This window comes from Pilimelia anulata, assembly GCF_014647895.1.
GTDB lineage: Bacteria > Actinomycetota > Actinomycetes > Mycobacteriales > Micromonosporaceae > Pilimelia > Pilimelia anulata.
In genome coordinates, this window is record NZ_BMQB01000002.1 from 527,537 (window position 1) to 545,783 (window position 18,247).

General features: G+C 76.6%; 13 protein-coding genes and 1 riboswitch. Of the genes, 5 read left to right on the forward strand and 8 right to left on the reverse strand.

Annotated elements, in window-relative coordinates:
• Positions 1 to 37 precede the first annotated feature (37 nt).
• Together IEY94_RS07105 and trmB are read right to left on the reverse strand one after the other, a co-directional pair.
• A complete protein-coding gene (locus tag IEY94_RS07105) occupies positions 38 to 2,539 on the reverse strand; it encodes a DEAD/DEAH box helicase (RefSeq protein WP_189169393.1) in 2,502 nt (833 codons plus the stop codon).
• A gap of 14 nt (positions 2,540 to 2,553) precedes the next feature.
• Entirely contained in the window at positions 2,554 to 3,270 is a 717-nt protein-coding gene (gene trmB, locus IEY94_RS07110) for a tRNA (guanosine(46)-N7)-methyltransferase TrmB (protein WP_189169392.1), read from the reverse strand.
• A gap of 176 nt (positions 3,271 to 3,446) precedes the next feature.
• Between trmB and IEY94_RS07115 the strand changes: the two genes are divergently transcribed.
• Positions 3,447 to 4,574, forward strand: a complete 1,128-nt coding sequence (locus IEY94_RS07115) for an acyltransferase (protein ID WP_189169220.1) — start codon at positions 3,447 to 3,449, stop codon at positions 4,572 to 4,574.
• 468 nt (positions 4,575 to 5,042) lie between these two features.
• On the opposite strand, the gene IEY94_RS07120 is transcribed toward IEY94_RS07115, so the two are convergent.
• Positions 5,043 to 8,111 (reverse strand): S8 family serine peptidase, encoded by a 3,069-nt coding sequence (locus IEY94_RS07120; RefSeq protein WP_189169221.1) that lies wholly within the window; start codon positions 8,109 to 8,111, stop codon positions 5,043 to 5,045.
• A gap of 249 nt (positions 8,112 to 8,360) precedes the next feature.
• Positions 8,361 to 8,425: riboswitch (cobalamin riboswitch) on the forward strand.
• Between the two features lie 89 nt (positions 8,426 to 8,514).
• On the opposite strand from IEY94_RS07120, the gene IEY94_RS07125 reads away from it, so the two are divergent.
• The 4 genes from IEY94_RS07125 to IEY94_RS07140 all read left to right on the forward strand — a co-directional run bounded on the left by IEY94_RS07125 (position 8,515) and on the right by IEY94_RS07140 (position 14,590).
• Positions 8,515 to 10,578, forward strand: coding sequence for a VWA domain-containing protein (locus tag IEY94_RS07125; RefSeq protein ID WP_189169222.1), 2,064 nt, complete (start codon positions 8,515 to 8,517; stop codon positions 10,576 to 10,578).
• On the forward strand, positions 10,578 to 11,180 hold the full coding sequence (cobO, locus tag IEY94_RS07130; protein ID WP_189169223.1) for a cob(I)yrinic acid a,c-diamide adenosyltransferase: 603 nt from the start codon (positions 10,578 to 10,580) through the stop codon (positions 11,178 to 11,180). The genes IEY94_RS07125 and cobO overlap by 1 nt, the downstream gene beginning before the upstream one ends.
• Positions 11,174 to 12,526, forward strand: coding sequence for a cobyrinic acid a,c-diamide synthase CobB (locus IEY94_RS07135; RefSeq protein WP_189169224.1), 1,353 nt, complete (start codon positions 11,174 to 11,176; stop codon positions 12,524 to 12,526). Before cobO ends, IEY94_RS07135 begins: the two co-directional genes overlap by 7 nt.
• Positions 12,527 to 12,673: 147 nt before the next feature.
• Positions 12,674 to 14,590 carry a sensor histidine kinase gene (locus IEY94_RS07140; RefSeq protein ID WP_189169225.1) on the forward strand — a complete coding sequence of 639 codons (1,917 nt, stop codon included), beginning with the start codon at positions 12,674 to 12,676 and terminating at the stop codon, positions 14,588 to 14,590.
• Here the strand turns inward: IEY94_RS07140 and IEY94_RS07145 are convergent.
• The 5 genes from IEY94_RS07145 to IEY94_RS07165 all read right to left on the reverse strand — a co-directional run bounded on the left by IEY94_RS07145 (position 14,559) and on the right by IEY94_RS07165 (position 18,141).
• Positions 14,559 to 14,930 carry a response regulator gene (locus IEY94_RS07145; RefSeq protein ID WP_189169226.1) on the reverse strand — a complete coding sequence of 124 codons (372 nt, stop codon included), beginning with the start codon at positions 14,928 to 14,930 and terminating at the stop codon, positions 14,559 to 14,561. The two genes, IEY94_RS07140 and IEY94_RS07145, sit on opposite strands and share 32 nt — an antisense overlap.
• A gap of 98 nt (positions 14,931 to 15,028) precedes the next feature.
• Positions 15,029 to 15,769 (reverse strand): LamG-like jellyroll fold domain-containing protein, encoded by a 741-nt coding sequence (locus IEY94_RS07150; protein ID WP_189169227.1) that lies wholly within the window; start codon positions 15,767 to 15,769, stop codon positions 15,029 to 15,031.
• Between the two features lie 239 nt (positions 15,770 to 16,008).
• Positions 16,009 to 16,176, reverse strand: coding sequence for a hypothetical protein (locus tag IEY94_RS07155; protein WP_189169228.1), 168 nt, complete (start codon positions 16,174 to 16,176; stop codon positions 16,009 to 16,011).
• Between the two features lie 9 nt (positions 16,177 to 16,185).
• On the reverse strand, positions 16,186 to 16,734 hold the full coding sequence (locus tag IEY94_RS07160; RefSeq protein WP_189169229.1) for a hypothetical protein: 549 nt from the start codon (positions 16,732 to 16,734) through the stop codon (positions 16,186 to 16,188).
• A 156-nt stretch (positions 16,735 to 16,890) separates the two neighbouring features.
• Positions 16,891 to 18,141 (reverse strand): helix-turn-helix domain-containing protein, encoded by a 1,251-nt coding sequence (locus IEY94_RS07165; protein ID WP_189169230.1) that lies wholly within the window; start codon positions 18,139 to 18,141, stop codon positions 16,891 to 16,893.
• Between the last annotated feature and the right edge of the window lie 106 nt (positions 18,142 to 18,247).

The window sequence follows — 18,247 nt, forward strand, 5'->3', positions numbered from 1 at the left end:
CCCCGGCACCAGTCGGCCGGTGCCGGGGATTCGACCGTCAGTGCGGGCCGACCGCGGTGACCCGCAGGACGGCCGCGCCGGCCGCGTCGGAGGCGGCCAGGTCGACCTCGGCCGAGATCCCCCAGTCGTGGTCCCCGTCGGGGTCGTCGAGGATCTGCCGTACCGTCCAGCGCTGCGCGCCCCGGTCCACCAGCAGCAGGCCCGGCCCGCGGGCTGCCGGGCCGGTGCCGATGTCGGCGTACTCGGCGAAGTACGGCGCCAGCGCCGCCGCCCACGCGTCCGCGCCCCAGCCGTCGGCGGCGTCCAGCTCGCCCAGCTCGTCCCAGCGGCGGCGGGCGGCCAGGTCGACCCGGCGGAACAGCGCGTTGCGGACCAGCACGGTGAACGCCCGGGCGTTGCGGGTGACGCCCGGCGGCTCGGGCGGGGTGACCGGGGCGGTCGGGTCGTCGGTGGGGGAGCGCAGCCGCTCCCACTCGTCGATCAGGCTGGAATCGACCTGCCGGACCAACTCACCCAGCCACTCGATCAGGTCGGCCAGCTCGTCGGTCTTGACCTCGTCGGGGACGGTCTGGCGCAGGGTGCGGTAGGCGTCGGCGAGGTACCGCAGCACCAGCCCCTCGGACCGGGCCAGGCCGTACAGGCTCACGTACTCGCCGAAGGTCATCGCCCGCTCGTACAGGTCGCGGACCACCGACTTCGGCGACAGCTCGTGGTCGGCCACCCACGGGTGCCCGCGCCGGTACATCTCGTACGCGGCGTCCAGCAGCTCGGCGAGCGGCTTCGGGTGGGTGACGTCCTCCAGCAGCTCCATCCGCTGGTCGTACTCGATCCCGTCGGCCTTCATCGCCGCGACCGCCTCGCCGCGGGCCTTGTGCTGCTGCGCGGAGAGGATCTGCCGCGGGTTGTCCAGGATCGACTCGACCACCGACACGACGTCCAGGGCGTACGTGGGGGCGGCGCGGTCGAGCAGCTCCAGCGCGGCCAGGGCCAGCGGGGCGAGCGGCTGGTTGAGAGCGAAGTCGTACTGCAGGTCCAGGGTCAGCCGGACCCGCCGGCCGTCCGGGTCGGGCTCGGCGAGCTGCTCGACGACCCCGCCGGCCAGCAGCGCCCGGTACGCGGCGACGGCCGCCCGGATGTGCCGGCGCTGGGCGGCGGGCTCCTCGTGGTTGTCGGTGAGCAGCTTGCGCATGGCCGCGAACGGGTCGCCGGGGCGGCCGATGACGTTGAGCAGCATCGCGTGCGACACCCGGAACCGGGAGGTCAGCGGCTCGGGGTCGGCGGCCACCAGCCGGTCGTACGTGGGCTGCCCCCAGCCGACCGCCCCCTCCGGCGGCTTCTTCTTGACCACCTTGCGCCGCTTCTTCGGGTCGTCGCCGGCCTTGGCCAGCGCGCGCTCGTTGTCGATGACGTGCTCGGGCGCCTGGACGACGACGGTGCCGATCGTGTCGAAGCCGGCCCGGCCGGCCCGGCCGGCGATCTGGTGGAACTCGCGGGCGTACAGCAGGCGGGTGCGCACGCCGTCGTACTTGGACAGGCCGGTGAACAGCACGGTCCGGATCGGGATGTTGATCCCGACGCCGAGGGTGTCGGTGCCGCAGATGACCTTCATCAGCCCCTGCTGGGCGAGCGTCTCGACCAGCCGCCGGTACTTGGGCAGCATGCCCGCGTGGTGCACGCCGATGCCGCTGCGGACCAGCTTGGACAGGGTCCTCCCGAACCCGGAGGAGAAGCGGAAGTTGCCGATCGCCTCGGCGATCAGGTCCTTCTCGGCCCGGGTGCAGACGTTCATCGACAGCAGCGCCTGGGCGCGTTCGAGGGCGGCGGCCTGGGTGAAGTGCACGACGTACACCGGGGACTGCTTGGTGGACAGCAGCTCCTCGAGCGTCTCGTGCAGCGGCGTGGTGGCGTACGAGAAGATCAGCGGGACCGGCCGCTGGGCCGAGCGGACGACGGCGGTGGTGCGGCCGGTGCGCCGGGTCAGGTCGGTCTCGAACCGGGCCATGTCGCCGAGCGTCGCCGACATGAGGACGAACTGCGCCCGGGGGAGTTCCAGCAGCGGGACCTGCCAGGCCCAGCCGCGGTCGGGCTCGGCGTAGAAGTGGAACTCGTCCATGACGACCTGGCCGCAGTCGGCCTTCGCGCCGTCGCGCAGGGCGATGTTGGCGAGGATCTCGGCGGTGCAGCAGATGACGTCGGCGTCGGGGTTGACGCTGGCGTCGCCGGTGAGCATGCCGACGTGGTGCGCGCCGAAGACGTCGCACAGGGCGAAGAACTTCTCGCTGACCAGGGCCTTGATCGGGGCGGTGTAGAAGGTGCGGACGCGCTGGGCGAGCGCGTGGAAGTGGGCCCCGGTGGCGACCAGGCTCTTGCCGGAGCCGGTGGGGGTGCTGAGGATGACGTTCGACCCGGAGACGATCTCCATCAGGGCCTCGTCCTGGTGCGGGTAGAGCGGCAGGCCCTGCTCGCCGGCCCAGGAGGCGAACGCGTCGTACACGGCGTCGGCGTCCGGCGGCGACCCGTCGGGGCCGTCCGGGGGCAGCCGGTCGAACAGCGTCACGCCGCCCCCGCCCGGTCGGCCGCGGGTTCGCCGTGCTGCCCGGCCCCGCGGCGGCGCAGGATCAGGTCGCGGACGGTCCGGCCGGCGTGCAGGCCGCGGCGCTCGAACTTGGTCACCGGGCGGTGCTCCGGGCGGGGGGCCCAGCCGCCGTACGGGTTGACCAGCTCGGGGTCGGCGGTCAGCGCGGCCAGCGCCGCGTCGGCGTAGTCGGCCCAGTCGGTCGCCATGTGAAGGGTGCCGCCGGGGCGCAGCCGGGAGCGCAGCAGCGGCACGTGCGCCGGCTGGACGAGCCGCCGCCGGTGGTGCCGGGACTTGGGCCACGGGTCGGGGAAGTACAGGTGGATGGCGTCGAGGCTGTCCGGCGGGAGCTGGTGGCGCAGCAGGTCGAGGGCGTCGCCGCGGGCCACCCGCACGTTGGTCAGCCCGACATCGACGACGAGCCGCAGCAGGTTGCCGATGCCGGGTACGTGCACGTCGGTGGCGAGGTAGTCGCGGTCGCGGTCGGCGCTGGCCATCGCGGCGGTGGCCGTACCCATGCCGAAGCCGATCTCCAGGACCAGCGGGGCGGTGCGGCCGAACAGCGCGGCCGGGTCCAGCGGTGGGGCTGGGGCCTCGGCGACGTCCACGCCGTACGCGGGCCAGTGGTCGGCCACGGCGGCGGCGTTGGTCTCGCTCAGCCGCCCGCGCATGGTGAACGTCCGCACCCTGGCCATCCGCCGCTCGCGCACGCGCGCTCCTCCCGTCGCCGCCGTCCGGCCGCCCGTCGCCGCGGTCCGACCGCGCCCCGCCACTGTAGTTGCCGCGCCCGGGTGCCCCGCTCGTGGGCTTTCGCCCGACCCGCCACCGCCGCCGCCGCGACTTTGGTCGTGAATCGTGCGTTATGGAAAATATGTCCGTATCTGTGGAGACCCGGCCCGGTGACGCGACCGTACGGATCCCGCACCCCGCCGGGGCGCGGCCGGCGGCCGCCACCCGGCTGTACGGGCTCGACCTGCTGCGCGTCGTCGCCATCTGCGGCGTCGTCGCCATCCACGTGATCGGCATGGTGCTCGGCCACGACGACCTGCGCGGCACCGTGACCTGGTGGGGCGCCGCGGTGCTGGACATCGGCTTCATCTGGGCCGTACCGGTCTTCGTGATGATCAGCGGGGCGCTGGTGCTGCACCCGCGCGGCCACGCCGCCGGGCCCGGCACCTTCTACCGCAAGCGGTTCCTGCGCATCCTGCCCGCGCTCGTCGTCTGGCACCTGGTGTACCTGGTCGGGGTCCGGATGCTGTGGCGCGGCGAGGACCTCGGCTTCGAGCGGATCGCCCGGCTGGTGCTCGACGCGAAGGTGTTCACCGCGCTGTACTTCCTCTGGCTCATCGCCGGGCTGTACCTGGTCGCGCCCGTGCTCGCGGCGTTCCTGCGCGACGGCGGGCCGCGCCGGGCCGGGCGGACCGCGGCGATCGCGCTGTGCTGGACGCTCGGCGTGACCGTCCTGGTCGGCGCGTACCAGGTGCTCGGCTCGCCCCGGCCGCAGACGTACGGCGCGTGGACGATGTGGTGGCCGTACGTCGGGTACTTCGTCGCCGGCTGGGCGCTGCACGCGGTCGTGCTGTCCCGGCGGGCGCTCGCCGCCGTGGGCCTCGGCACGGCGGCGCTGGTGCTCGCGCTGGTGTACCAGTGGGGGGTGCGCCCGCGGCACGGCACGCTCCAGGTGCTGCTGCCGGTCAACTACCTCGGCCCGACCGTGGCGCTGGCGGCGATCGGGGTGTTCCTGCTCGCGGTGAACCTCGGCAACCGGTGGCGGCCGGGGCCGGCGGCCGGGCGGCGGCTGGCCCGGCTGGCGGATGCGACGTTCGGGGTGTTCCTGGTGCACCTGCTGGTGTACGAGGTGATCAAGGCGGCGGTGCCGGCGATGGCCGAGGCGCGGTCGCTGCCGGTGATGCTGGGCGCGTACGGGCTGGTGCTCGCGGCGTCGTTCGCGATCTCGCTGGGGGCGGCCCGGGTGCCGTACCTGCGGACGATCTTCTGATCGTCCGGCCGAGCGCCGCGGCCGGCGGTGCCCGGCGCGCCGCGCCGGGCGGCACCGGCGGTGGGGCGGGCGCGGGCGGCACCGGCGGTGGGCGGGCGCGGGCGGCGACGGCGGTGGGGCTGGCGGCGACGGCGGTCCGGGGCGCGGCTGCGGTGCCCCGGCGGGGCACCGCAGCTCGGCGGGACGGCGTGGGCCGGGTGGGGCCCCACCGAAGGGCGGTCCCGCCGATAATCGGTGCGTCCGGCTGGGGTGGCCGGCCGGTGGGGCCGGTTTGCCGGCGCGCCGATGTACCCCCGTTGACGAGGACCGCCGTCAATGGTGAGTCAAGCCTGGCCGGAGTTAACGGTGTTCGCTGTCAGGTATCCGACAGTTCTTTGGTCAACCTTTCGGTGGCCTTACGGTCGGTATACGGCCGCTCGCGATCACGTAACGCTGTGTGCGCTATGACCGTGCGTGCGGGTTGCCGGGTCAGGTGACGGTCAGCGCCCGGACCGGGCTCGTCCCGCCCGCGTACGCGGTGTCGCCCGGCACGTACACCCGGTACGTGTGCGTGCCGCGGGTCGCCGGGCGCAGCGCGAACGCGTACCCGCTGGCCGCCGTCAGCCGCCGCTCGGTGACGTTGCGCCAGGTGCCCGCCACCAACTGCTGGAGCCGCACCGGCCGCCCGGCGTGCGCCGGCGCGACCCGGCCGGCGAGGGTCGTCCCCGACCCCAGCGCGACCGCCGGCCGGCTCAGCGCCGCCGACACCGCCACCGCGACCTCGACGCCGCGCGAGCCGGCGGCCGGCAGGACGGCGGTCCCGCCCGCGACGGTGCCGGCGTACCGGATCCGGTAGGTGCCGCGCGCCGGCGGGGCGGCCCGGTACGCCACCCGGCCCGCGGCGTCGGTGCGCAGCGCCGCGACCGCGGTGGCCGCGCCGGTCGCCGCGCGGACGAACTCCAGCGTCACCGGGGCGTCGGCCAGCGGCAGCGCGCCCGCCCGGCGCAGGCTGCCGCGCAGCGTGGTCCGGCCGCCGTACGGCAGCGCCGCCGGCGTCGCGGCCAGCGCCGCGTCGGCCCGGTGCACCCGGCGCACCGCCGGGGCGGAGTACCGGCCCGCGGTGTCGATCGCGAAGATCGCGAAGCTGTGCGCCGGGCCGGTCAGGCCGCCCAGCGTCACGCCGGTGGGGCTGCCCGCGTTCGGGTCGGCGCTGTCGTAGGCCAGCGTGCCCCGGCCGGGGGTCAGCGGCGCGGCGGTGCCGGCGGCGTACCGGACCACCACCCGGTCCAGGTCGCCGATCGCCGGGTTGGCCCAGGTGAGCGCGGCGGTCGCCGTGCCGGCGCTGGTCGACGCGGCCAGCGTCACCGCCGACACCGGCACCGTGCCGACCCGGAACGTGCTGGTCGCGGCGCCGGTGTAGACCGCGCCGGCGCTGTCGCGCACCGCGCCGATCTCGATCCGGTACGGCACGTGCGGGGTCAGCGGCGCGGCCGGCGCGATCGTCGCGGTCCGGTCGGCGGCGGCGTACGTGACGGTCCGCGGGATCAGCGCGCCGGTGCGCGCGTCGACCAGCCGGACCGTCGTGCCGGTCACGCTCGCGGCCCGCATGGCCCGGTGGAAGACCACCCGCGGGCGGACACCGGGCGCCTGCGCCACCGCGTACGGCGCCGGGCTGACCTCGCGCGCCCACAGCGCGGCGCCGGCGTTCGGCGTCGCGCCGGCGGCCGGGGTGCTCGCGGCGAGCGTGTACGCGCGGGTGTCCCGGGCGCCGTTGAAGCTGCGCACCGCCACGTACAGCGCGGTGGTGCCCGCGGGCGCGGTCAGGCTGACCGCCTCGGCGGCGCCGACGTCGAACGGGTCGTCCACGGCGGCGAGCAGCCGCAGCCGCTGGTCGTACACCAGCAGGACGGCGTCCATGTTGCCGGCGGCGCTCGGGGAGTAGCCGGGCGGGGTGAGCTTGAGCCGGACCCGGCTGCCGGCGGCGACCGGGCGGCGGTACCAGTCGACGTCGCCCTCGATGCCGATCGTGCCGTGCACGCTCGCGCCGGCGAAGGCGGTGGGCCGGCCGGGGAAGCCGTCGGTGTCGTCCACCATGTCCGGCTGCGGCAGCTCCGCGGCGGGCGCGGCGCCGACCGCGGCGGCGGCGTCGACCAGGCCGTACCCGTAGTACGGGTCGAAGCCGCGCGGCCCGGCGTCGCGGGCGGTCGAGACCAGCCGGTCGAACGCCTCGTCGGCGCCGAGGCCGTCGACCGAGCGGGCCAGCGCGGCCACGCCGGCGACCAGCGGGGCGGAGAACGAGGTGCCGCTCCACGACTCGTACTGGTCGCCGGGGAACGTGGACTCCACCCGGAAGCCGGGGGCGGCCACGTCCACCCAGTCGCCCGAGGTGGAGAAGTCGGTCAGCCGGCCGGCGGCGTCGGTCGCCGCGACGGCGAGCACGCTGGGGAAGGCGGCCGGGTACTCGGTGATCGGGGCGCCGCTGTTGCCGGCCGCCGCGACGACGGTGACGCCGTGGCTGCGGGCGTACGTCATGGCGTCCTCCAGCGCCCCCGGCTCGGTGCCGCCCAGCGACAGGTTGACCACCGTGGCGCCGTGGTCGACGGCCCAGCGCACGCCCTCGATCACGTCGTCGTCGGTGGCGGTCAGGCTGGTCGGGTCCTGCGGGTCCGGGCCGAAGACGCGGATCGGCATGATCATCGCGCCGCTGGTCACGCCCGCGACGCCGACGCCGTTGTTCGTGGCCGCGCCGATGATCCCGGCGACCATCGTGCCGTGCCCGCCGCCGTCCAGGCTGACGCTGTTGTCGGTTGTCGGGCCGTGGCAGCCGGGGGTCGCGCCGACGGTGTTGCAGCCGGCGACCAGCCGGCCGGCCAGGTCCTCGTGGGTGCCGTCGACGCCGGTGTCGACGACCGCGATGATCTGGTCGGCGGCGGCCGCCTCGGTGTCCCAGGCGGTCGGCAGGCGCAGTACGCCGAGGTTGCCGGCCTGGTACGCGGCGTACCGGGCGTCGTTCGGCACGAACCGCAGCGCGCGCCGGTAGTTGAGCGCGGCGCCGGCCACGGCCGGGTCGCGTCGCAGCCGGGCGACCAGCGCGGCGGGGTCGCCGGCGGCGTGCACCCGGGTCAGGCCGGAGCCGCCGACCGCGGCGCCGAGCCGGGCGCCGCCGGCGACGACGGCGGCCCGCCGGGCGGCGGTGCCGGTACCGGCACGGAAGCGGACGAGGGCGGAGTCGCTGTCGTACGCCGCGGTGGCCCGGGCCCGGCGCGGGTGCGCGCGGGTCCCGCGGGTCGGCGCGGCGGCCGCGCTGCGCGCGGCGTTCGTCGCGGCCTGCGCGGTGTTCGTCGCGGCGGCGGCGCGTGCGGTGTCGGGCGGGGTCGCTGCGGCGTCCCCGGCCGGGGCGCTCCCGGCCGCGGTTTCCCCGGCCGGGGCGCTCCCGGCGGCCATCGCGGCGGCCGGCGGCCGGTCGGCGGGCAGGGCGGGGACAGCCGCGCCGGCCAGGCCGGCGAGCAGGAGCGGGAGGGCGGCGAGCAGGGCCGCGCGGCGACGGGTGTGGGACACGAACCTCTCCAGGTGGTGAGGGCTGCCGGAGAGCCATCCGTCCCACGTATTCGGCGGGTCCGCCCCGTCCAGCGCGAACTGCGTCGACATTACCGGCAAGTCAGCACCAAACGTACGACAGAAAAACGTCCGAAACCGGCTTTTCGACCCGATTACTCCGTATCGCAGGCCGCCGGGCTTGCCCCGCCGGGCCGGCGTGTTTGACGGGCTGTGCGGACCCGGGCGAGCATGGCCGTCAGCGCACGCGGCGGAACCCGGTGGGAGTCCGGGGCGGTCCCGCCACTGTGACCGCGCGCCGCGCGGGAGTCAGGAACGCCGGTGCGCGGCGTACCCACCCACCGGATCGCGGGCGTGGACACCCGCGGAAGGGACCGACGCGCATGCCCTCGCGCCTGATCCGCCCATGACCCCGTACCCGTTCTCCGCCGTCGTCGGCCTGGCCGACCTTCGGCTGGCCCTGCTCCTGACGGCGGTCTCGCCGGTCATCGGCGGGGTGCTCGTGCGGGGCGAGAAGGGGACCGCCAAGTCGACGATCGTCCGGGCCGTGGCCGCGCTGCTGCCGCCCGTGGACGTCGTCGGCGGCTGCCGGTTCGCCTGCGACCCCGCCGCCCCGGACGCCGCCTGCCCGGACGGGCCGCACGACGCCGCCGCGCCGGGCCGGCACCGCCCCGCCGCGCTGGTCGAGCTGCCGGTCGGCGCCACCGAGGACCGGGTCACCGGCACGCTGGACCTGCAGCGGGTGCTCAGCGACGGCGTCAAGGCGTACGAGCCGGGCCTGCTGGCCGCCGCGCACCGCGGCGTGCTGTACGTCGACGAGGTCAACCTCCTCCCCGACCACCTGGTCGACCTGCTGCTGGACGCCGCGGCGATGGGCCGCGCCCACGTCGAGCGCGACGGCGTCTCGGTCAAGCACGCCGCCCGGTTCCTGCTCGTCGGCACGATGAACCCCGAGGAGGGCGAGCCCCGGCCGCAGCTCGTCGACCGGTTCGGGCTGGTCGTCCCCGTCGCCGCGCCCGGCGAGGTGGGCCCGCGGGCCGAGGTGGTCCGGCGCCGGCTGGCGTACGAGGCGGACCCGGCCGGCTTCGCCGCCCGCTGGGCCGGCGCCGACGCCGACCTGGCCGGCCGCATCGCCGCCGCCCGCGCCCGGCTGCCCGCCGTCGCGCTGCCGGACCGCGAGCTGGACCGGATCGCCGCGATCTGCCTGGCGTACGGGGTGGACGGGCTGCGCGCCGACATCGTCGTCGCCCGCGCGGCGGTGGCGCTCGCGGCCTGGCACGGGCACCCGGCGGTGACGGTCGCCGACGTGCGCGCGGCGGCCCGGCTGGCGCTGCCGCACCGGCGCCGGCGCGACCCGCTGGACCCGCCCGGTACGGACGAGACCAAGCTGGACGAGGTCCTCGACGCCCACGCCCCGGAGGACGACCGCGACGACGACCCGACCGCGGGCGGCGACGCCGACGGCCCGGACGGCGGCCCCGACGCCCCCGGCCCCGACGGTGGCCCCGGCGGATCCGGCCCGGACGGCGACGCCGACGGCCCCGGCCCGGACGCCGGTCCCGGCGGGAGCGGCCCGGCCGGGGGCGGCGACCCCGCCGCCGGCCCGCCGCCCGGCCGGCCCGCCGGCCCGGACGCCAGCGGGCCCGACGCCCCCGGCCCCGACAGCGCCGCGGACGCCGCCGCCGCACCCGACGGTCCCGGCCGGCCCGGCGCCGCCCCGGTCGCGCCCGGCGCCGCGTACCGCCCGCGGACCCTGCGCGCCGCCCACCGCGGCGCCGCCGGCCACGCCGGCCGCCGCTCCCCGGCGTACGCCCGCCGCGGCCGGGTCGTCGGCGCCCGCCGGCCCACCGGCCGCCCCGCCGGCCTGCACCTGCCGGCCAGCCTGCGCGCGGCCGCCGTCCGCGGCGGCGACCGGGTCACCGCCGCCGACCTGCGCGAGGCGATCCACGTGGGCCGGGAGGCCAACCTGGTGCTGTTCGTCGTGGACGCGTCCGGCTCGATGGCCGCCCGGCACCGGATGACCGTGGTCAAGACCGCGGTGCTGTCCCTGCTGCGCGACGCCTACCAGCGGCGGGACCGGATCGGCATGATCACCTTCCGCGGCGCCGCCGCCGACGTGGTGCTGCCGCCGACGTCCAGCCACGAGGTCGGCGTGCAGCGGCTCGCCGCGCTGCGCACCGGCGGGCGCACCCCGCTGGCGGCCGGCCTGCGCGCCGCCGCCGGGACGCTGGCCACCGAGCGCCGCCGCGACCCGCGCCGCCGGCCGCTGCTGGTCGTCGTCACCGACGGCCGCAGCACCAGCGGCCCCGACCCGGCCGCGGCGGCCGGCGCGCTGGCCGGCGTCGCCGCGGTCGTGGTCGACTGCGAGTCCGGCCCGATCCGGCTCGGCCTGGCCCGCCGGCTGGCCGGAACGCTGGCCGCCGAGTGCGTACCGCTGGACGCGCTCGCCGCCGGCGCGGGGGTGGCCTGATGCCGCAGGGGCAGCCGGAGCGCGTACCCGACGACGGGCTGACCACGCGCCAGCGGCGGCGGCAGCCGCTGCTCGCCGTGCACACCGGCCCGGGCAAGGGCAAGTCCACCGCCGCGTTCGGGATGGCGCTGCGCGCCTGGGCGCAGGGCTGGCCGGTGGCGGTGTACCAGTTCGTCAAGAGCCCGCGGTGGAAGGTCGGCGAGGAGACGGCGCTGCGGACGCTCGGCGACTCGGGCACCGGCGGCACGGTCGCCTGGCACAAGATGGGCGCCGGCTGGTCCTGGATCCAGCGCCCCGGCACCGAGCGCGACCACGCCGCCGAGGCCGCCGAGGGCTGGGCCCAGATCAAGCGCGACCTGGCCGCCGAGGCGCACCGGTTCTACGTGCTCGACGAGTTCACCTACGTGGTCACCCGCGGCTGGGTCGACGCCGCCGACGTGGTCGACACGCTCGCCGCCCGGCCGGGCAGCCAGCACGTCGTGATCACCGGCCGCGGCGCCCACCCCGACCTGGTCGCGGCCGCCGACCTGGTCACCGAGATGACCAAGGTCAGGCACCCGATGGACGCCGGCCGCAAGGGCCAGCCCGGGATCGAGTGGTGACCGTACCGCGGCTCGTCCTGGCCGCCCCCGGCTCCGGCCACGGCAAGACGACGGTCGCCACCGGGCTGCTCGCGGCGTTCGCCGCGCGCGGCACGAAGGTCGCCCCGTTCAAGGTCGGCCCCGACTACATCGACCCCGGGTACCACGCGCTCGCCGCCGGCCGCCCCGGCCGCAACCTCGACCCGGTGCTGGTCGGCGAGGAGCTGATCGGCCCGCTGTTCGCCCACGGCGCGGCCGGCGCGGAGCTGGCGGTGGTCGAGGGCGTGATGGGCCTGTACGACGGCCGGGTCGGCGCCGGCGACCACGGCTCCACCGCCCGGGTCGCGGCGCTGCTCGACGCCCCGGTGGTGCTGGTCGTGGACGCCTCGGCGCAGGGCCGCTCGGTGGCCGCGCTGATCCACGGCTTCCGCTCGTACGGCAGCTTCCGGTTCGGCGGGGTGATCCTCAACCGGGTCGGCACGGACCGGCACGAGCGGCTGCTCCGCGACGCCTGCGCCGAGGTCGGCGCCCCGGTCCTCGGCGTACTCCGCCGGCACCCGGACGTCGCCGCGCCGTCCCGCCACCTCGGCCTGGTCCCCGCGGTGGAGCGGCGCGGCGAGGCGCTGGCCTCGGTCGCCGCGCTCGCCGCCCTGGTCGCCGCCGGCGTGGACCTCGACGCCGTCGCCGCGCTCGCCGGCACCGCGCCGCCGCTGCCGGCCCGGCCGTGGGCGCCGGGCCCGCCGGTCACGGCCGCCCGCCCGGTCGTCGCGGTCGCGGGCGGCCCGGCGTTCAGCTTCGGGTACGCCGAGACCGTCGAGCTGCTCGCCGCCGCCGGCGCCGAGGTGGCCACCGTGGACCCGCTGCGCGACGAGCGGCTGCCCGCCGGGACGGCCGCGCTGGTCGTCGGCGGCGGCTTCCCCGAGGTGTACGCCGACGGCCTGTCCGCCAACGCCCCGCTGCGCGCCGCGGTCGCCGACCTGGCCGCCCGCGGCGCCCCGGTGGTGGCCGAGTGCGCCGGCCTGCTCTGGCTCTGCCGGACGCTCGACGGCGCCCCGATGTGCGGTGTGCTGCCGGCCGACGCGGCGATGACCCCGACCCTGACCCTGGGGTACCGGGACGCGGTCGCCCCGGCCGACAGCGTGCTCGCCGCGGCCGGCAGCCGGGTGACCGGCCACGAGTTCCACCGGACCGCCGTCACGCCGGCGGCGGGCGCCGCGCCGGCCTGGGCCTGGCGAGACGACGCCGGGGGAGCGCGGCGGGAGGGCTTCGCCGCGGGCGGCGTGCACGCCTCGTACCTGCACCTGCACTGGGCGGGCGCCCCGGCGCTGCCGGCCCGCCTGGTCGCCGCCGCGGCCGCCGGCCGCTGACGCGCCGGCCCGCGGGGCCGGCGCCGGTACCCGTTCGGGTCGCCGCCCGTCAGCCCCGGCGGCCCGGCCAGTACCCTGGGGGTCCGTCGGGTGCTGCTGGGCGCCGCGGCGGGGCGGGGAGCGCCGCCGGATGATGGTGAGTGGGCCGTGGGTGTTGCCGGTGTCGTCGCCTGGGGGACCGCGGCGGTCAACGTGGGCATGCTCGCCTACGCCGTCGCCACCTGGCTGCGCCACCGGGACCCGCTGCGCGGCCTGCTCGTCCTGCTGTACGTCACCGGCGTGGTCATCGTCGCCGTCGAGGCGTACGTCCGGCTGACCGGCTCGCCGGCCTGGCACGGCGTCGGCGCCGCCGCCGCGGTGTACCTGTTCCACCCCGTCGTCACACTGCTGCTGGCCGGCTCGCTGCACCGGGTCCGGCGCCGGCTGACCGTCGGCGTGCTGGCCGGCGCCGCGCTGCTCGCGGTACCGGTGGCGCTGATCCCCAAGCCGGTGTTCCCGCCGCTGGGCCTGCTGTACATGCTGTTCTTCGGCGCCGTCCAGGCCGCGGCGGCGCGGATGTTCGCCCGCGAGGCCCGGCGCCGGCACGGCGGCTCGGCGGTCCGGCTGCGCAGCGCGGCGCTGGCCGCCTGGGCGCTGGTCCTGGTGCTGCTCGTGGCGCTGGCCGGCAACCTCACCGACATGACCCGGTCGCCGAGCAACGACCTGGTGGCGATCCGGCCGGGCGGGACGCTGTTCGTGCTCGCCGACCACCTGCTGCTGGCGGCGTCCGCCCTCGGGTACCTGCTCGCCTTCGCCCCGCCGCGCTGGCTGCGCGAGGCGTGGGCGGCCCGGGCGCTGCGCACGGTCAACCGCCGGCTGCTGGACGCCCCGCCGACCGAGACGCCGGCCGAGGTCTGGCGCCGGTACGCCGACGTGGTCCGCGACGTGACCAGCGCCGACGCCGTCGAGGTGGTGCTGCTCGACCCGTCCGGCGGGCTCACCCGCCCGGCCGCCGCGCCGCCGGACGACCCGCCGGCCGGCCCCGGCCGGGCCGCCCTGGCCGCGCTGCTGGCCGTCGGCCAGCCGATCGACCTCGGCCGCGCGGCCGGCCGGGCCGGGCCGCTGGCCGTCCACTACGCCGCCGCCCGGGGGAGCGGGCTGCTGACCGCCGTACCGATCAGCGCGCCCCGGCTGCGCGGCGGGGCGCTGATCGTGCTGCACCGGCGGCAGAGCCTGTTCGCGGCGGCGGACCTGTCCTGGCTCGCCGAGCTGGCCGGGCAGGCGGCGGTGCTGGCCGAGCGGGGCGCGGTGGTGCTGCGCACGCAGCGGCTGGCCGACGAGCTGGCCGCGTCCGTCCGCGAGCTGACCAAGGCCAGCCGGGCCAAGTCCGACTTCCTGGCCGCGGTCAGCCACGAGCTGCGCACGCCGCTGCACGCGATCATCGGCTTCAGCGACCTGCTCCGCGACGACCGGATGGGCAACGCCGTGCACGCCGAGTGGGTGGAGCACATCCAGCGCGGCGGGTTCCACCTGCTCGCGCTGATCAACGACCTGCTGGACCTGGCCAAGGTGGAGTCCGGCCGGGTGGACCTGGACCGCGCCCCGGTCCGGCTGGACACCGCCGTCGGGGACCTGCTGGCCGCGCTGCGGCCGATGATCGACCGGGGCGGCCTGGCGCTGCGCCGCACGCTGCCGCCGGTGACGGCGTCGGTGGACCCGCTGCGGTTCCGGCAGATCGTGGAGAACCTGGTCGCGAACGCCATCGCGTTCACCGACCCCGGCGGCACCCTGACCGTGACCCTCGGGGTGGCCGGGCGGACGGTGTCGGTCGCGGTCGCGGACACCGGCGTGGGCATCGCCGCCGAGGACCAGCACCTGGTGTTCGAGCCGTTCCGCCAGGTCCGGACGGCGGACAAGCGCGGCGGCACCGGCCTGGGCCTGGCGCTGTGCCGCCGGCTGGCCCGGGCGCACGGCGGCGACCTGACGCTCCAGTCGGCGATCGGCCTCGGTACGACGGTGACCCTGACCCTGCCCGACGCGCTGGCCGAGCCGGCTACCGGGCCGACTCCTCCAGCAGACCCGTGAGGCACTGGAGCAGGTCGCTGCCGGTGAACGGCTTGCGCAGGATCGTGTTGGTGGGCAGCGCGTCGAACGGGTGCGCGCCGCGCGGCAGCGCCCCGCTGACGACCATGACCGCGACGCCGTCCAGCAGGCCCTCGGCGGCGGCCGCGGCGCACATCTGGGAGCCGGTCAGCACCGGCATGTCGAGGTCGGTGACGAGCACGTCCGGCCGCCGCTCGCGCAGCGCGGCCAGGCCGGCGCCGCCGTCGGGTACCGCGACGACCTCGTGGCCCGCCCGTTCCAGCACCCGGATGATGACCGGCCGGAGGTCGTCGTCGTCCTCGGCGACGATGATGAGCGCCATGGCTGTTCTCTCCGCATCGGTTCGGCCCGGCAGTTCGGGGCGGACGGCGACGGGTCCGGCGCCAGCGGTGCCGGACCCGTTCCCGTGGGTGGGGGCGGTCAGCCGCCGATGACGACGAACGCGTCGTCGATGCCGCCGCCGAAGCGGTCGGTGCGGTCGGTCAGGTTGCGGGCGCCGAGGCGCAGCGGGAGGTCGTTGGCCACCGACACGGTAACCGGCACCTGCGCGGAGCCCCGGGCGACGCCGTCGACGAAGACGTACAGCATCGTCCCGGCGCGCAGACACGTGACCTGGTGCCACTGGCCGTCGACGACGGGGACGGTGGCCCGGGCCAGGTACCGCTCGGCCGGGTTCTGGCCGACGATCACGCAGTTGGGCTTGCCCCGGGCGCCGACCTGCAGCTTGTACTGGCTGCCGTGCGGGTTCACGCCCTTCTGCATGACGTTGGCGCCGGTGCCGACCGTGCCGCCGGTACCGATGACCTTGGCGCCGAAGCGCAGCCGCTGGGTACCGGGGTTGAGGCTCGGGTGGTCCGGCGTCTCGAGCATCGCCCGCGGGCAGGCGGTCACCCGCGGGACGCAGCGCGCCGGGAACAGCAGCGCCGGCGAGTCCGAGCCCGGGATGAACCGGACGGCGCCGCCGTCGGCGGTGCGGATGCGCATCGTGCGGCCGTGGTTGGACACGTCCGCGACCATGCCGTTGTTCGGTACGACCGTGTTGAAGGCGTAGAAGGCGACGACGGTCTCCGTCGCCTGTACCGGGGGAGGCGCTGCGGCGGCCGGGGTGCCCGCGGCGGCGAGCGTCAGGCCGGCCGCGAGCAGCGCGGAAGCGATCTTCATAGCGCAATGATACGTTTAGTCAGATTTAAACCCTTTACTTATTTATGTGACTTTCTGGGAATTTCCTGAACGAGTGTCACACCGGGGCCGGCCGCGCGGGGCGGGCCGGCGACGTCACCCGGTCCGGGTGTGTCGCCGACCGGCACCCGGACGCGCCGGCCGCGGATGCTCCCGGCGGGCCCCCGGGGTACCGGGACCCCGCCGGCCGGTTCAGGGGGTCGGGTGGCGCTCGACGCGCCTCACCGGGATTGTTTGGGGGGCTTGGGGGTTTCGGAAGGGCTCGCGGGCACCGTGGTGGTGCCCAGGTCCTCGGTGGTCGCCGGGACCAGGAACAGCGCGGCGACGGCGACCGCGACCGCCACTGCCGCCACGCCGATACCCGATCCGATCAGTACCTTCTTCCGCACGGGATCTCCTTATGCGAGTGAGCAGCTGTCGTCGCTCCCCGGCTCGAACACGTTGGTGAGGTACACCCGCAGACACGGATAGCTGTCGGGCAGGAATCTCGCCTCGAACCAATGCTTCGCCCAACCCCGCGACGTCCCGACCACCCCCGCGTCGAACTCGGGATTGCCCCGATAGGTGTAGCCGGGCGTATGGGTCTCCCCGCCCGTGCCGGAATCGGTCACGAAGGTGTTGTGCCACCCCCGCTTCTTGTCGTAGCACCAATGGATCTCTGTCCAGTAGGTACCGAGGGCATTGCCGCCTGCGGCCTTCAGGGCTTTCTTCGCCCGCGAGTATTCACAGCCGCGCGGGGCCGGCCGGGTTTCGACGCCGACCAGCTCGACATGATCGGGAACGTAGCCGGCGTCGAACGCGATGCGCTCGGCGGGAGCGAGTGCGGCCAGCGCGGCACCGGGGTCGGGGGCGGTGAATACCCGGTGGATGACGGCAATCGGACCGGGATCGGCCGGGGCAGCGGGAACGGGCACCAATGCCAGCCCGGCGTTCATGCGAACGAACACGAACGATCCTCCCCGTTGGATTGTGCGCGAGTGACCCTACCGCGGCGGCGGCGCGGCTCCGTAGGAGCGGAATCGACGTACGGCAATGACCTCGACCGTGGTCGGCCCCGATCCGCCCGCCACCGCACGACGGAGAACGATATGGTGTTCGACCGATCACGAGAGGTAGCGTTTCTCCCCCTCGGGCGTCGACAGCCCGACCAGGACGGCGATCTCCGCGGCGACCCGGGCGCAGCCGCGGGCGCCGAGCAACTCCATCCCGATCAGGCGGGCGAACGGGTTGTACCGGGTCGACTCCGGGGATGCGGCGGCGGCATTCCGCAGCGCGGCCAGCGTGCCCTCGTGGTCGCCGCGGAGCCGGTGGGCGCGGGCGACGTTCACGAAGTGATGGGCCAGCCGGGGACGCGACGGCACCGCCGGATGGCGGGCCACCCGCTCGGCGGTCCGCAGTGCGCTGCCGATCCGCCGCAGGTCGACGTCGACCCCGACGAGCTGCACCGCGATGTCCGCCGGGCCGAAGCTGGTGGGGGAGTGGAAGTAGGCGGCCGGGAGCCCGCGGGCCGCCGCCTCGGCGATGTCCGGGTGCCGCATGGCGCGGCCGGCCTCGCCAGCCCTGGCGGCCAGCGCGGCCCGCTCGGATTGCAGCGCGCCGTACAGCGCCAGCAGGTCGAGCGGGCCGTCCGGGACGTGCGGCGCGATCTCGCCCAGCGTGCTGTCCAGCAGCGCCCGGGCGGTATCCCAGTCGCCCGACTCCTTGTGTGCGATCGAGGCCCAGCGCGTACCCGTCGCCAGGGCCACCGGGTCGCCGCTGGCGTGCCCGGCCGTCAGGACGCGGTCGGCGGCCCGCCACACCACGTCGGCCCCACCCGACTGGTTGGCGGCGAAGTTCTGCGCCAGGCCGCAGGCGCCCACGAGCAGGACCTGCGCGGCGCGCCGCTCCGCCCTCGTCTCCTGCGCCTCGACGGTGGCCATCGCGACGGGTACCAGACGCGCGGCGAGAGGGCCGATCGCCGTGCGGTGGTGGAGCGCGGTGTCCCGTACCCGCCAGGCCCGGGCCAGCTCCGCCCGGAGCAGCGGGAGCGGCATGGGCTCGATGCCGCGGGGCGGCCGGTTGAGGGCGTCCCGTACCCGATCCCGGGCGGGGATCGCCGGTCCGGCGAGGTTGGCGGCCTGCCGCTGGTCGGCGTCCAGCAGCTCCGTCACGGGGATGCCCAGCGCCTTGGCGATCAGGTTCAGCATGCCCAGCCGCGGCGGATGGATCCTGCCCACCTCGACGCTCTTGACCCACTCGGCCGACCGGCCCACGAGGCCGGCGAGTACGGGGCGCGTCATGCCCCGCCGGGTGCGGTACACCCGGATGCGCTGACCCGTGGTGAGCGTGGGCAGGCGCAGTGGGTCGTGCGTCATGGTGCGAGGGTAGGGCCGCGGGCGGCCGGCGGGCCAATACCACCGCTCCCCGACGGGCGCGAATATCGGTCGATCGGGGTCGATGTGTCGGTGGGCGGCCCGGGGT